The 15,442-nt window shown below is 49.5% G+C and carries 14 protein-coding genes and 1 rRNA gene; 13 read left to right on the top strand and 2 right to left on the bottom strand.

Annotated elements, in window-relative coordinates; genetic code table 11:
* Positions 1-9: 9 nt before the first annotated feature.
* The 6 genes from prmA to OGY33_RS15295 all read left to right on the top strand — a co-directional run bounded on the left by prmA (position 10) and on the right by OGY33_RS15295 (position 4,602).
* The gene (prmA, locus tag OGY33_RS15270) at positions 10-891 is read left to right on the top strand and encodes a 50S ribosomal protein L11 methyltransferase (RefSeq protein WP_003025221.1); all 882 of its coding nucleotides are present in this window, start codon (positions 10-12) and stop codon (positions 889-891) included.
* A 170-nt stretch (positions 892-1,061) separates the two neighbouring features.
* On the top strand, positions 1,062-1,796 hold the full coding sequence (locus OGY33_RS15275) for a carbonic anhydrase (RefSeq protein ID WP_255584451.1): 735 nt from the start codon (positions 1,062-1,064) through the stop codon (positions 1,794-1,796).
* 298 nt (positions 1,797-2,094) lie between these two features.
* Complete coding sequence (gene dusB / locus OGY33_RS15280) at positions 2,095-3,060, top strand: tRNA dihydrouridine synthase DusB (RefSeq protein WP_008785970.1); 966 nt, start codon at positions 2,095-2,097, stop codon at positions 3,058-3,060.
* Between the two features lie 25 nt (positions 3,061-3,085).
* Positions 3,086-3,382: a DNA-binding transcriptional regulator Fis gene (gene fis / locus OGY33_RS15285; protein ID WP_000462905.1), complete on the top strand. Its 297-nt coding sequence runs from the start codon at positions 3,086-3,088 to the stop codon at positions 3,380-3,382.
* An 88-nt stretch (positions 3,383-3,470) separates the two neighbouring features.
* Positions 3,471-4,355 (top strand): adenine-specific DNA-methyltransferase, encoded by an 885-nt coding sequence (gene yhdJ / locus OGY33_RS15290; RefSeq protein ID WP_191238997.1) that lies wholly within the window; start codon positions 3,471-3,473, stop codon positions 4,353-4,355.
* A gap of 82 nt (positions 4,356-4,437) precedes the next feature.
* Positions 4,438-4,602 carry a DUF2556 family protein gene (locus tag OGY33_RS15295; RefSeq protein WP_032940702.1) on the top strand — a complete coding sequence of 55 codons (165 nt, stop codon included), beginning with the start codon at positions 4,438-4,440 and terminating at the stop codon, positions 4,600-4,602.
* 34 nt (positions 4,603-4,636) lie between these two features.
* On the opposite strand, the gene envR is transcribed toward OGY33_RS15295, so the two are convergent.
* A complete protein-coding gene (gene envR, locus OGY33_RS15300) occupies positions 4,637-5,293 on the bottom strand; it encodes an acrEF/envCD operon transcriptional regulator (RefSeq protein WP_047026429.1) in 657 nt (218 codons plus the stop codon).
* Positions 5,294-5,707: 414 nt separating this feature from the next.
* Here envR and OGY33_RS15305 point away from each other — a divergent pair, with 414 nt between their 5' ends.
* The 7 genes from OGY33_RS15305 to OGY33_RS15335 all read left to right on the top strand — a co-directional run bounded on the left by OGY33_RS15305 (position 5,708) and on the right by OGY33_RS15335 (position 15,102).
* Complete coding sequence (locus OGY33_RS15305) at positions 5,708-6,868, top strand: efflux RND transporter periplasmic adaptor subunit (protein WP_032945162.1); 1,161 nt, start codon at positions 5,708-5,710, stop codon at positions 6,866-6,868.
* Between the two features lie 11 nt (positions 6,869-6,879).
* Positions 6,880-9,993, top strand: a complete 3,114-nt coding sequence (locus OGY33_RS15310; RefSeq protein ID WP_191238074.1) for an efflux RND transporter permease subunit — start codon at positions 6,880-6,882, stop codon at positions 9,991-9,993.
* Positions 9,994-10,264: 271 nt separating this feature from the next.
* The gene (locus OGY33_RS15315) at positions 10,265-10,486 is read left to right on the top strand and encodes a lipoprotein (protein ID WP_003025292.1); all 222 of its coding nucleotides are present in this window, start codon (positions 10,265-10,267) and stop codon (positions 10,484-10,486) included.
* A 460-nt stretch (positions 10,487-10,946) separates the two neighbouring features.
* The gene (locus OGY33_RS15320) at positions 10,947-11,972 is read left to right on the top strand and encodes an amino acid ABC transporter substrate-binding protein (RefSeq protein WP_048225761.1); all 1,026 of its coding nucleotides are present in this window, start codon (positions 10,947-10,949) and stop codon (positions 11,970-11,972) included.
* Positions 11,973-12,041: 69 nt separating this feature from the next.
* Positions 12,042-13,223 (top strand): amino acid ABC transporter permease, encoded by a 1,182-nt coding sequence (locus OGY33_RS15325; protein WP_048225763.1) that lies wholly within the window; start codon positions 12,042-12,044, stop codon positions 13,221-13,223.
* A 9-nt stretch (positions 13,224-13,232) separates the two neighbouring features.
* Positions 13,233-14,336 (top strand): amino acid ABC transporter permease, encoded by a 1,104-nt coding sequence (locus OGY33_RS15330; RefSeq protein WP_191238996.1) that lies wholly within the window; start codon positions 13,233-13,235, stop codon positions 14,334-14,336.
* 7 nt (positions 14,337-14,343) lie between these two features.
* A complete protein-coding gene (locus OGY33_RS15335; protein ID WP_191238073.1) occupies positions 14,344-15,102 on the top strand; it encodes an amino acid ABC transporter ATP-binding protein in 759 nt (252 codons plus the stop codon).
* A gap of 258 nt (positions 15,103-15,360) precedes the next feature.
* On the opposite strand, the gene rrf is transcribed toward OGY33_RS15335, so the two are convergent.
* Positions 15,361-15,442 (bottom strand): 5S ribosomal RNA (gene rrf, locus OGY33_RS24595); the annotation flags it as partial.

Raw genomic sequence — 15,442 nt, forward strand, 5'->3', positions numbered from 1 at the left:
AGTTTTGCCATGCCATGGATCCAACTGAAACTGAACACGACCGGTGCCAACGCTGAAGAGTTGAGCGATGCGCTGATGGAAGCGGGCTCCGTTTCCATTACTTTCCAGGATACGCATGATACGCCGGTATTTGAACCTCTGCCGGGCGAGACTCGCCTGTGGGGTGATACCGACGTTATCGGCTTGTTCGATGCAGAAACCGACATGAAAGAGGTGGTTGCCATCCTGGAACAGCATCCGCTGCTGGGTGAAGGCTTCGCGCATAAAATCGAACAGCTCGAAGACAAAGACTGGGAACGCGAATGGATGGATAACTTCCACCCGATGCGCTTTGGTGAGCGTCTGTGGATTTGCCCAAGCTGGCGCGATGTCCCGGATGAGAATGCTGTCAACGTGATGCTGGACCCGGGTCTGGCGTTTGGTACAGGCACGCACCCCACTACCTCTCTGTGCCTGCAATGGCTGGACGGTCTTGATCTTAACGGTAAAACGGTTATCGACTTTGGCTGCGGCTCCGGCATTCTTGCCATTGCGGCACTGAAGCTGGGTGCGGCGAAAGCCATTGGCGTGGATATCGATCCGCAAGCGATTCAGGCCAGCCGTGATAACGCCCAGCGTAATGGTGTTTCTGAGCGTCTGGAGCTTTATCTGCCGAAAGACCAGCCAGAGGCGATGAAAGCCGACGTGGTGGTCGCCAACATTCTTGCTGGCCCATTACGTGAACTGGCTCCGTTAATCAGCGTACTGCCCGTTGAGGGCGGTTTGCTGGGGCTTTCTGGTATTCTTGCCAGCCAGGCGGAAAGCGTCTGTGAAGCCTATGCCGATCTCTTTACGCTCGATCCGGTTATCGAGAAAGAAGAGTGGTGCCGCATTACCGGCCAGAAAAAATAATCCCTTCCGGCGTGGTTATCTGACCACGCCATTTTCAGACAATTGACCAGCATACCGACACTTTCCTCAGCGATATAATAATCAATTGATTTTGTTATTTTTTATATTGATTTTCGTTGAGTAAACGTATGCGTTTCAACTGTTTTACAACAACTTTGCTGGCAGCATGCATGATGCCACTGACCACGCTGGCCGTACCATGGGGATATACCGAAGAAAACGGCCCCGCACGGTGGGGAGAAATCAGCAAAGCGTATGCAACGTGCCAGACAGGCATAAACCAATCCCCCATAGACATCCAGACCACCACAACCAGTAAACTCGGTCTCCCCGCGCTGAACATGCAGTACGTCGATGGCCCAACTAGATTTCGGAGCATTAACCATACGTTGCAGGCAACGATGAGTAGCTACACATCTAATTCTATTGAAATTGATGAAACGCTTTATTATTTAAAACAATTTGATTTTCATGCCCCGAGCGAACATACCCTCAACGGTAAAACCTATCCGCTGGAGCTGCAGCTGGTCCACAAAAATCAATCCGGAGACATCGCTATCGTGGCGGTTATGTTTGACATCGGCGAGCCAAACCAGGCGATTCAAAATTTGTGGGAGTCCTTTCCAACCATGGAGGACAGCAGCATGGCCGTCTTCTCGCCGGTCGATATCCACCAGCTTTTACCCGACAATAAAACCTACTGGCGCTACCGTGGTTCGTTAACAACACCTCCCTGCACCGAAGGCGTCACCTGGACTATCCTGAAAACGCCTGTTGCTCTTTCTGCCGAACAGATGGATAAATTCCACTACATTGTTGGGGCGGCAAACAATCGCCCGCTGCAGCCGTTGAATGAACGCAAGATTACGGACAGCTATTCTGGGGATACCGAGATCCTGTACTAAAATGAGGTAGCGATCACACAATGACGAGGTAATTTGCTGATTAATTCAGCAGAATATCTTGTCAGTACCGTCTGCAGCTGAAGAAAAAATGAGAAGTTACGCAAAATTATATGTGTATATAAAATCGACACATTTTTATAATGCGATGATTTATATGATTAAATATTTTCATGCGTTCACATTTACGGCAATTCATTGATCCACCTCAGTGGATTGGTCAAAGTTTGGCCTTTCATCTCGTGCGAAAAATGCGTAATATACGCCGCCTTGCAGTCACAGTATGGTCATTTCTTAACTCATGCGCATCGGACAATACCAGCTCAGAAATCGCCTGATCGCAGCACCTATGGCTGGCATCACTGACAGACCATTCAGGACGCTGTGCTATGAGATGGGAGCAGGATTGACAGTATCCGAGATGATGTCTTCTAACCCGCAGGTTTGGGAAAGTGACAAGTCTCGTTTACGGATGGTGCACGTTGATGAGCCAGGAATTCGCACGGTGCAAATTGCCGGTAGCGACCCTGTTGAGATGGCCGATGCCGCACGTATTAACGTGGAAAGCGGCGCCCAGATTATTGATATCAATATGGGGTGTCCGGCTAAAAAAGTGAATCGCAAGCTCGCAGGTTCAGCCCTCTTGCAGTACCCGGATTTAGTGAAATCGATACTAACCGAGGTCGTCAATGCAGTGGACGTTCCTGTCACACTCAAGATTCGCACCGGCTGGGCTCCGGAACACCGTAACTGCGTAGAGATTGCCCAACTGGCTGAAGACTGTGGCATTCAGGCTCTGACCATTCATGGACGCACCCGCGCCTGTTTGTTCAATGGAGATGCTGAGTACGACAGTATTCGGGCAGTTAAGCAGAAAGTTTCCATTCCGATTATCGCGAATGGCGACATTACTGACCCGCATAAAGCCAGAGCTGTACTCGACTATACGGGGGCGGATGCCCTGATGATAGGACGTGCAGCTCAGGGAAGACCCTGGATCTTTCGGGAAATCCAGCATTATCTGGACACTGGGGAGCTGCTGCCCCCGCTGCCTCTGGCAGAGGTGAAGCGCTTGCTTTGTGCGCATATTCGGGAACTGCACGACTTTTATGGTCAGGCAAAAGGGTACCGAATTGCGCGTAAACACGTATCCTGGTATCTCCAGGAACACGCTCCGGATGACCAGTTTCGGCGCACATTCAACGCCATTGAAGATTCCAGCGAACAGCTGGCGGCGTTGGAGGCATACTTCGAAAATTTTGCGTAAACAGAAATAAAGAGCTGACAGAACTATGTTCGAACAACGCGTAAATTCTGACGTACTGACCGTTTCTACCGTTAACTCTCAGGACCAGGTAACTCAAAAGCCCCTGCGTGACTCGGTTAAACAGGCACTGAAGAACTATTTTGCTCAATTGAATGGTCAGGATGTGAATGATCTCTATGAGCTGGTACTGGCTGAAGTAGAACAGCCCCTGTTGGACATGGTGATGCAATACACCCGCGGTAACCAGACCCGTGCTGCCCTGATGATGGGCATCAACCGTGGTACGCTGCGTAAAAAACTGAAAAAATACGGCATGAACTGATACTAATCAGTTAAATGTTTGTTTTAAAAGGCGCTACTCGGCATGGGGAAGCGCCTTTTTTATTGACGTCACACGGGAGGCTTTGGCGATGAACGCGAGATGTGAACCTGTCTATTTTGGCGATGAATCTAAAAAGATAATCCTGGGTGACGCGCTAACTGAACTAAAAAAACTGCCGTCTGAAAGCGTCGAACTCATTTTTGCTGACCCTCCTTATAACATCGGGAAAGACTTTGACGGGATGGTGGAATCCTGGGACGAAGAGGCCTTTCTGGCGTGGTTGTTTGAGTGCATCGACGAGTGCCATCGCATCCTCAAACCACACGGCACCATGTACATCATGAACAGTACGGAGAACATGCCGTACATCGACCTCAAATGCCGCCCGCTTTTTACCATCAAGAGCCGTATCGTGTGGTCATATGATAGCTCGGGGGTACAGGCCAAAAATTACTTTGGTTCGATGTATGAACCGATCCTGATGATGGTCAAAGATCAGAAAAACTACACGTTTAATCGTAATGATGTTCTGGTTGAAGCTAAAACGGGCGCTAAACGCGCGCTAATAGACTACAGAAAAAACCCGCCGCAGCCCTACAATCAGAAAAAAGTGCCGGGCAATGTCTGGGAGTTCCCACGCGTACGCTATCTGATGGACGAATACGAAAACCACCCCACCCAGAAACCCAAAGCCCTCCTGGAGCGTATAATTCTGGCGTCCTCAAACCCAGATGACAAAGTACTGGATCCGTTTGCCGGCAGCTTCACCACCGGAGCTACCGCCGTGGAATTGGGTCGCAAGTTTGTCGGGATTGAGATCAATACTGAATACGTAAAAATGGGGCTCAGAAGACTGAGTATCGGTTCTCATTTTTCAGAAATTGAGCTTGCCAAGGTGAAAAAACGTAAGACAAAAAACCTGTCTAAAAAGAGTCGATTGACGGCAAAGAGTGGCGCTCTTTCAACAAAGTAAAGGCATTGTAAGTCTGCTTTTCAGCTTAAAAATTTCGTGTATATTCCCTGCACGCTTGGGCATGAATACACAGGGTTTAGGAATGATTCGCAAGTATTGGTGGCTGGTTGTTTTTGCGGTCTTCGTTTTTCTTTTTGATGCGCTGCTCATCCAATGGATAGAGCTGATGACAACAGAGCACGACAAGTGCCGGAATATGAACTCAGTGAATCCCCTAAAACTGGTCAACTGCGCCGATCTCGACTAGCACCGTCGACAGCCGTCAGGCCCTGGCGGCTAGACTACCCAACCTGGTTTTCACTCTGCATTAATTGCATTACGCAGCCGTCCGGGCTTAACATTTTTAATACATTATCAACTAATGCTGGCGCTTGCCCATATAGATCATAACTCTCTGGATTCATTAACCAGTTTTTTATTATTCCGCTAAAGCTACCATGCAAAATAATGATGATAACGTCTAAATCCAAGCTGGTGGCAATCAAATTTTCATCTATGCATCGTTGGAGAGAATCGCGAATACTTTGGTGGCTGAGACCTATTTTATCGCGAATGGCCTGCTCTGATATCATATCTTTATGGAATTCGCATTTATGATATAAAATCTGCATTAATGCCTGCTGACGAGGGTTCTCCGCAATATATTGTAATCCCACCACAAATTTTTCACGCAGTCGCTGTAAAGGGTTATCACCCCAACGACCAATAAGCTTGTCCTGAATAAGATCGCGTAAAGGAGGTTGTTGTAACCATAACTCATTAAACAATTGAGTTTTATTTTCGAAATGCCAATAAAGTGCACCCCGTGTCACATTGGCGGCATCCGCTATGTCGTTTAGCGTCGTATTACCTACGCCACGTGCGGCAAACTGTACAATCGCCGTTTCCATCAGGTGCTGTCGCGTTTTGAGGGCATCCGCTTTCGTTTTTCTGGCCATGATTCCGACTATCTGGATTGGAGTAGAGAATGATTAACTTTCTTATCTAATATTTTCGATCTGGAACAAATGTATCACTTAGCGTTTATTTAGACGAGGTCTAAAGTATTTAATTGCGGACATTACACACGAATAGATAAAACAAATAACAAAAACAAATATATTCACCATTCAGATGATCATTTCAAAATGTATTTATCAGCATCATGGTGTTGCTATAAATATCACAATGAAACGGTAGCTGATTAATCTTTTTTTGCTTTTATGTGCCGTGAACCCCGCCCATAAATAAGTATTGCTTACATCGCAAGCTAATAATTTGTAGGATAGCCAACTATTATTTTTTCTTGTGCGCGTTATCACCCCTATTGTTACTCGGTTAATAACGAGCGTTCGGTTTTTTAAGGAATAGAAATGACGAAAAATGCCAGGTTTTCACTCCTGCCCTCATTCATCATCATCTCCGCTGCATTACTCGCCGGTTGTAACGATCAGGGAGAAACACAAGCACATCCCGCAGAGCCGCAGGTGACTGTCCATGTCGTCGAAAAGGCCCCTTTAGCCGTGACGACCGAATTACCCGGACGCACCACAGCATTTCGTATTGCAGAAGTCCGTCCTCAGGTTAGTGGAATTGTACTTAAACGGAATTTCACTGAGGGAAGCGATATTGAAGCCGGGCAGTCACTTTATCAGATCGATCCCGCGACTTATCAGGCTGACTATGACAGCGCCAAAGGTGAACTGGCGAAGAGTGAAGCGGCGGCTGCAATCGCGCATTTAACGGTGAAACGCTATGTGCCGTTGGTTGGCACCAAGTACATCAGCCAGCAAGAGTACGATCAGGCAATTGCTGATGCTCGTCAGGCCGATGCCTCCGTGATCGCAGCAAAAGCGGCGGTCGAAAGCGCGCGTATCAATCTGGCCTACACCAAAGTAACATCGCCAATTAGCGGACGCATCGGTAAATCCAACGTCACCGAAGGTGCATTAGTCACGAATGGCCAGGCTACAGAGCTTGCTACCGTTCAACAGCTCGATCCCATTTACGTCGACGTGACACAGTCCAGTAACGACTTTATGCGCCTCAAACAGTCCGTTGAACAAGGGAGTCTGCATAAAGACAGCGCCAGCAGTACTGTCGAACTGGTGATGGAAAATGGTCAGTCATACCCGCTAAAAGGCTCTTTGCAGTTTTCTGATGTGACGGTTGATGAAAGCACCGGCTCAATCACCCTCAGAGCCGTATTCCCTAACCCACAGCACACGCTGTTGCCGGGCATGTTTGTGCGCGCACGCATTGATGAAGGCGTCCAGCCGAATGCCATTCTCGTTCCGCAGCAGGGGGTAACGCGTACTCCTCGCGGTGATGCCACCGTAATGGTCGTTAACGACAAGAGTCAGGTTGAGTCTCGCGCAGTCGTTGCCGCACAAGCTATTGGTGACAAGTGGCTCATCAGCGAAGGCCTGCAACCGGGTGACAAAGTTATCGTGAGCGGCTTACAGAAAGCACGTCCAGGCGTTCAGGTTAAAGCAACCGCCGATACCGAAACCCCTGCCACGAAAGCCCAATAAGGTAACCGGACATGGCTAACTTTTTTATCAGGCGTCCTATCTTTGCCTGGGTATTGGCTATCATTCTGATGATGGCGGGTGCTCTGGCAATCATGCAACTGCCCGTGGCACAGTACCCGACCATTGCGCCTCCTGCGGTCGCCATTTCTGCCACCTACCCTGGTGCAGATGCACAGACGGTTCAGGATACAGTCACACAGGTTATCGAACAGAATATGAATGGTATCGATAACCTGATGTATATGTCCTCCACCAGCGACTCGGCCGGGAGTGTGACTATTACACTGACTTTCCAGTCCGGTACCGATCCCGATATCGCGCAAGTGCAGGTGCAAAATAAACTGCAGCTCGCCACTCCGCTACTGCCGCAAGAAGTTCAGCAGCAAGGGATCAGCGTCGAGAAATCCAGCAGCAGCTTTTTGATGGTCGCGGGTTTTGTCTCTGACAACCCACAAACCACACAGGATGACATTTCCGATTACGTCGCCTCGAACGTTAAAGACTCAATCAGCCGTCTGAATGGCGTGGGTGACGTGCAGCTGTTTGGTGCACAGTACGCCATGCGCATCTGGCTGGATGCAAACTTATTGAACAAATATCAGCTCACGCCGGTTGATGTGATCAATCAGTTGAAGGTACAGAACGATCAGATTGCCGCAGGTCAGTTAGGGGGGACGCCTGCATTACCTAACCAGCAGCTGAACGCCTCTATCATTGCGCAAACGCGACTGAAAGACCCTGAAGAGTTCGGCAAAGTGACGTTACGCGTGAACAGCGATGGCTCGGTTGTTCACCTGAAAGACGTCGCGCGTATCGAGTTAGGCGGGGAAAACTACAACGTCGTGGCGCGTATTAACGGTAAGCCTGCATCCGGCCTTGGGATCAAGCTGGCAACCGGGGCAAACGCGCTGGATACTGCTAACGCGATTAAAGCCAAGCTGGTTGAACTGCAGCCATTCTTCCCACAGGGAATGAAGGTGGTCTACCCGTACGACACGACGCCGTTTGTGACCATCTCCATTCATGAAGTGGTAAAAACGTTGTTTGAAGCGATCGTGCTGGTGTTCCTGGTCATGTATTTGTTCCTGCAAAACATCCGGGCAACGCTCATTCCAACCATCGCCGTACCTGTCGTATTGTTGGGCACATTTGCCGTGCTTGCTGCGTTTGGCTACTCAATAAACACCCTGACGATGTTCGGCATGGTACTCGCCATCGGTCTATTGGTCGATGATGCGATAGTGGTGGTGGAAAACGTAGAACGCGTGATGATGGAGGATCATCTGCCGCCCAAAGAGGCGACGGAAAAATCCATGTCACAAATACAGGGAGCACTGGTTGGTATTGCCATGGTGCTGTCTGCGGTATTTATCCCGATGGCCTTCTTTGGCGGTTCAACCGGGGCTATCTATCGGCAGTTTTCCATCACCATCGTTTCCGCCATGGCGCTTTCAGTACTGGTCGCGCTGATCCTGACTCCCGCACTTTGTGCAACGTTGCTGAAGCCCGTATCAGCTGAACATCACGAGAAAAGAAGCGGTTTCTTTGGCTGGTTCAATGCCAAATTCGATCACAGCGTCAATCACTACACCAATAGCGTCAGCGGTATTGTGCGTAAAACTGGGCGTTACCTGGTCGTCTACCTGATAATCGTCATCGGGATGGCTGTGCTGTTTATGCGCCTGCCAACCTCCTTCCTGCCAGAGGAAGATCAGGGCGTCTTCCTGACGATGATTCAACTTCCTGCAGGCGCCACGCAAGAGCGAACCCAGAAAGTGCTGGATCAGGTCACCCACTACTACCTGAATAACGAGAAAGCCAACGTCGAAAGCGTCTTTACGGTTAACGGCTTTAGCTTCAGCGGCCAGGGGCAAAACTCAGGGATGGCGTTCGTCAGCCTCAAGCCCTGGGAAGAACGTAGCGGTAACGAAAATAACGTTGAATCAATTATCGCCCGCGCTACCCGAGCGTTTAGTCAGATTCGTGATGGTCTGGTGTTCCCTTTCAACATGCCAGCCATCGTTGAACTGGGTACCGCAACCGGCTTCGACTTCGAGCTGATTGACCAGGGCGGGTTGGGGCATGCTGCGTTAACGCAAGCGCGTAACCAACTGCTGGGCATGGTTGCCAAACACCCTGACCTGCTGGTTCGTGTGCGTCCAAACGGGCTCGAGGATACCGCCCAGTTCAAGCTGGATGTCGATCAGGAGAAAGCGCAAGCGCTTGGTGTCTCACTGTCTGATATCAACGAAACTATCTCAGCTGCGCTAGGCGGCTATTACGTCAATGACTTCATTGACCGTGGCCGCGTGAAAAAAGTGTACGTACAGGCCGATGCCAAATTCCGTATGTTGCCGGAAGACATCAATAATCTGTATGTTCGTAGCGCCAATGGCGAAATGGTTCCGTTCTCCACGTTCAGTTCCGCAGACTGGATCTACGGCTCACCGCGTCTGGAGCGCTATAACGGTATGCCTTCTATGGAGCTGCTGGGAGAAGCAGCGCCTGGCAGAAGTACCGGTGAAGCAATGGCGCTAATGGAAAGCCTGGCGGAAAAACTGCCAAACGGTATTGGTCATGACTGGACGGGGATGTCCTATCAGGAACGACTGTCGGGTAACCAGGCTCCTGCGCTGTATGCCATCTCGCTAATCGTTGTCTTCCTTTGCCTTGCCGCATTGTATGAAAGCTGGTCTATTCCTTTCTCGGTGATGCTGGTTGTACCGCTCGGTGTTGTGGGCGCATTGTTAGCAGCATCACTGCGTGGGATGAATAACGATGTGTATTTCCAGGTTGGCTTACTAACCACAATCGGCCTCTCGGCTAAGAACGCCATCCTGATCGTCGAGTTTGCCAAAGACCTGATGGATAAAGAAGGCAAGGGGTTGATTGAAGCGACGCTGGAGGCATCGCGCATGCGTCTTCGTCCTATCCTGATGACATCCCTGGCCTTTATTCTGGGGGTTATGCCTCTGGTTATCAGTCACGGTGCAGGTAGTGGTGCGCAGAATGCGGTCGGTACAGGTGTTATGGGAGGAATGCTGACCGCAACATTGTTGGCTATCTTCTTCGTCCCCGTCTTCTTTGTTGTCGTAAGACGGCGTTTTAGTCGGCACAACGATTAATTTGTAAAATAAAGGCGTCTACGGACGCCTTTTTCACCCATGTTACGCCTCTTTATTTATTAATAAGATAGCCATTTATTTCATTTAAAGCATTCCTTTAAACGCGCCCGCGACCTTTCTTTTTATCCATTATTTTTACAATCCACATGAATTGAGATTATTCCTCATGTCAGTCCTTTTTTAAGAAGTGGTAAAATAATCGCCGAGTTCGCAGATGGCTTAGCGTTTGTCTTTGCTCTATTAGCGAAACGCTTATTTTTGAGGTAACACCATGAAAAGATTAATATCCGTTGCACTGCTTACCGCATTCCTGGCTGGCTGTGCACACGATTCTCCTTGCGTACCTGTATACGACGATCAGGGACGCCTGGTTCATACCAATACCTGTATGAAAGGCACCACCCAGGATAACTGGGAAACAGCCGGGGCCATCGCCGGTGGTGCTGCAGCCGTTGCCGGACTGACGCTTGGGATTGTCGCCCTGACCAAATAAATCATCTTAAAAGCGCGGTTATTACCGCGCTTTTAGCAATAAGCATAAAATCTGCATATAAGACAAAACGTTGCTTAATAGAACCTGACATGTAATAAAATTATTATAGATTTCACTCACACATCCGCGATTTGAAATTAGCATTTTTTCTGTTTTTCGTAACACCACATTTTCTTTTCATTATTCTCACGCCATTAATATTAACGCCAGAAATCGTTATCACGCGTCCTGTCTGATTTTTAAATTTTTTGCGCCGAAATGTGGCTTACGTTTCAATTTTGCACCACTTCAGGGCGCTGCATTTATTTTTTCCTGTCTACACTCTGCATATTGCGTCGAATAATCAGGCGCAAAAAACTGGCACTACCTTTGCTTAAAAGAGTATGGCCAAAGCCACAGACAGGTAAAAGACGTTTTCAGAACGTTTCCATAACAATAATTCCTCCACACAGGATGCTCTATGAAAAAGATGATAATCGCCAGCCTGGCTGCGGCCGGTGTGCTGCTTGCTGTTGCAAATCAGGCACATGCCGGCGCAACACTTGATGCCGTAAAGAAAAAAGGGTTTGTGCAATGTGGGATCAGCGACGGCTTGCCTGGCTTTTCTTACGCCGATGCAAGCGGCAAGTTCTCGGGTATTGATGTTGATGTATGTCGTGGCGTTGCCTCCGCCGTATTTGGCGATGATAGCAAAGTAAAATATACCCCGCTCACCGCCAAGGAACGCTTTACCGCATTACAGTCTGGTGAAGTCGACATGCTCTCTCGTAATACCACGTGGACCTCTTCTCGTGATGCCGGTATGGGCATGTCCTTCACTGGTGTAACGTATTACGACGGCATTGGTTTTCTTACCCACAATAAAGCAGGCCTGAAGAGCGCTAAAGAGCTGGATGGTGCAACGGTCTGTATTCAGGCGGGAACCGATACCGAACTAAACGTGGCCGACTACTTTAAAGCCAACAAGATGAAGTACACCCCCGTCACCTTTGACCGTTCGGATGAATCAGCCAAAGCTCTGGAATCTGGACGTTGCGATACGCTGGCTTCCGACCAGTCTCAGCTGTATGCCCTACGCATCAAGCTGAGCAATCCTGCGGAATGGATCGTCCTGCCAGAAGTTATTTCTAAAGAACCTCTGGGACCTGTCGTACGTCGTGGGGACGATGAGTGGTTCTCCATTGTTCGCTGGACGCTGTTCGCCATGCTAAATGCGGAAGAAATGGGTGTTAACTCGAAAAACGTCGATGACAAAGCGGCTAATCCAGCAACACCGGATATGGCACACCTGTTAGGTAAAGAAGGGGATTATGGCAAGGATCTGAAGCTTGATAACAAATGGGCCTACAACATTATCAAGCAGGTTGGTAACTATTCGGAGATCTTTGAACGTAACGTTGGATCGGAAAGTCCGCTGAAGATCAAACGTGGACAGAACAACCTCTGGAATAACGGTGGCATTCAGTATGCGCCACCGGTGCGCTAATGCGTAGTGATGTAACGGGCGCCGCAACTGCGGCGCTCAGCCCAGAGTCATAGTTACTGAGGTTTTCTTATGTTCCATCGCCGCTCAACCGTAAAAGGATCGTTATCCTTTTCTAACCCTGCGGTCCGCGCCTGGTTATTTCAAATACTCGCCGTCATTGCGGTTATCAGCATTGCGGTCTATCTCATTCATAACACGATAAATAACCTGAACAATAGCGGTATTACCTCGGGGTTTTCTTTTCTCGATCGCAGCGCCGGATTTGGCATCGTCCAGCATCTGATCGATTACGAGCAAGGCGATACGTATGGTCGTGTCTTTGTGGTCGGCCTGCTCAATACGCTGTTAGTTTCAGCACTGTGCATTGTTTTCGCATCAATTCTCGGTTTCTTTCTCGGGCTGGCACGCCTGTCAGATAACTGGTTATTGCGAAAGCTCTCGACGATCTACATCGAAACGTTCCGCAATATACCGCCGCTGCTGCAGATCTTCTTCTGGTATTTCGCCGTATTACGTAATCTGCCCGGCCCACGCCAGGCCGTTAACGCGCTGGATTTGATGTTCCTGAGTAACCGGGGGCTCTATATTCCGTCCCCGCAAATGGGAGAAGGTTTTTTTGCCTTTTGCACCGCTGTCGTTATCGCTATCGTCGTCACCATCGGATTATTTCGCTTCAACAGAATGCATCAGACCAAAACCGGTCAGCAACGTCGGACCTGGCCCACAGCTCTGGCGTTGATCGTACTTTTACCGGTGATTTCACAGTGGATGTTTGGCGCTGCGCTTCACTGGGATATTCCCGAGCTCCGTGGTTTTAACTTCCGTGGCGGTATGGTGCTTATTCCTGAACTGGCGGCACTAACTCTGGCGCTTTCGGTATATACCTCGGCATTTATTGCAGAAATTATTCGGGCGGGCATTCAGGCCGTTCCTTACGGCCAACATGAAGCCGCACGCTCGCTGGGTCTGCCAAATCCGGTGACGCTACGCCAGGTAATCATCCCACAGGCGCTACGCGTCATCATTCCCCCACTGACCAGCCAGTACCTGAATATCGTCAAGAACTCTTCTCTTGCAGCCGCCATTGGCTACCCGGACATGGTTTCACTGTTTGCCGGCACGGTACTCAATCAAACAGGGCAAGCCATTGAAACGATCGCCATCACCATGTCGGTATACCTGATCATCAGTCTGAGTATTTCTTTGCTGATGAATATTTATAACCGCCGTATTGCACTGATTGAGCGCTAAGGAGCCATGATGACAAAAGCACTGCTGTCTCACCCCTCGCGCCAGCACAGCAATCCGGCAAGCCGCTGTCTACTCTGGGTGCATAAAAACCTGTTCTCCAGTTGGTCAAATAGCCTGCTCACCCTGCTATGCGTATGGCTGATTTGGTCATTTCTCCCGCCACTGTTGAACTGGGTATTCTTTCAGGCCAACTGGGTCGGTTCTACCCGGGCAGACTGTACCAAAGCCGGGGCCTGCTGGGTGTTCATCCATGAACGCTTCGGGCAATTCATGTATGGGCTTTATCCACACGATCAGCGTTGGCGTGTAAATCTGGCCCTGATAATTGGTCTGGTTTCTATTGTTCCGATGTTCTGGAAAACCATTCCCCACCGAGGCCGTTATATCGCCATCTGGGCAGTCATATATCCGATTGTCGTCTGGTGGCTGATGTACGGTGGTTTTTTCGGGCTTGAACGCGTAGAAACCCGGCAGTGGGGTGGATTAACACTGACGCTTATTATTGCATCCGTGGGGATTGCAGGCGCGCTTCCATGGGGTATTTTACTGGCGTTGGGACGTCGTTCCCATATGCCAGTCGTGCGGATTTTATCCGTCATTTTCATTGAGTTCTGGCGCGGTGTACCGTTGATTACCGTTCTGTTTATGTCCTCGGTCATGCTTCCTCTGTTTATGTCCGAAGGAACCAGTATCGACAAGCTTATCCGGGCGCTGGTCGGCGTTATTCTTTTCCAGTCGGCCTATGTCGCAGAAGTGGTTCGCGGAGGGTTACAGGCCCTACCGAAAGGTCAGTATGAGGCCGCGGAATCACTGGCGCTAGGGTACTGGAAAACTCAGGGGCTGGTCATTCTTCCGCAAGCCCTCAAGCTGGTTATCCCGGGTCTGGTTAACACGATTATCGCCCTGTTCAAGGATACCAGCCTGGTCATCATCATCGGTCTGTTTGATCTCTTCAGTAGCGTGCAGCAGGCAACTGTGGACCCTGCGTGGCTGGGTATGTCGACAGAAGGATATGTTTTCGCTGCACTGATTTACTGGATCTTCTGTTTCAGTATGTCGCGTTACAGCCAGCATCTGGAAAAACGTTTTAACACCGGGCGTACACCGCACTGAGGAATTTATGAGCCAATTATTAATGCCGTCTACCGACGTGATGATTACGCTGGAAAACGTCAACAAATGGTACGGACAGTTTCATGTCCTGAAAAACATCAACCTGAAGGTAAAACAGGGAGAGCGCATCGTATTATGCGGGCCTTCCGGTTCGGGTAAATCGACAACTATCCGCTGTATTAACCATCTGGAAGAACATCAGCAAGGACGCATAGTAGTGGATGGGATTGAGCTCAATGAAGACATCCGCAATATTGAGCGCGTCCGACAAGAAGTTGGCATGGTCTTTCAGCACTTTAATCTCTTTCCTCATTTAACTGTCTTGCAAAACTGCACGCTGGCGCCTATCTGGGTGCAAAAGATGCCGAAAAAAGAGGCTGAAGTACTGGCAATGCACTACCTTGAGCGGGTCCGCATTGCCGAACATGCACATAAATATCCCGGGCAAATCTCTGGTGGACAACAACAGCGCGTGGCCATTGCACGCTCGCTGTGTATGAAACCCAAAATCATGTTATTTGATGAACCCACATCAGCGTTGGATCCTGAAATGGTAAAAGAAGTGCTGGATACCATGATAGGTCTGGCGCAATCGGGCATGACCATGCTATGTGTAACCCATGAAATGGGCTTTGCCCGCACAGTAGCTGACCGGGTGATCTTTATGGATCTTGGCGAGATTGTGGAACAGGCACCACCGGATGAGTTTTTTGCTCACCCCAAATCGGAACGCACTCGCGCGTTTTTATCGCAGGTTATTCATTAAATATATATATGCCGGATACAGTTCCGGTGGATTTCCGCGTATAAATGCAAAAAGGCCATCCGAAAGGATGGCCTTTTCACTTATTTGATGTCTGGCAGTTTATGGCGGGCGTCCTGCCCGCCACCCTCCGGGCCGTTGCTGCGCAACGTTCAAATCCGCTCCCGGCGGATTTGTCCTCCTCAGGAGAGCGCTCGCCGACAAACAGCAGATAAAGCAAAAGGCCCAGTCTTTCGACTGAGCCTTTCGCTTTTATTTGATGTCTGGCAGTTCCCTACTCTCGCATGGGGAGACCCCACACTACCATCGGCGCTACGGCGTTTCACTTCTGAGTTCGGCATGG

It is taken from the genome of Citrobacter sp. Cpo032, assembly GCF_030332975.1.
Lineage (GTDB): Bacteria > Pseudomonadota > Gammaproteobacteria > Enterobacterales > Enterobacteriaceae > Citrobacter > Citrobacter portucalensis.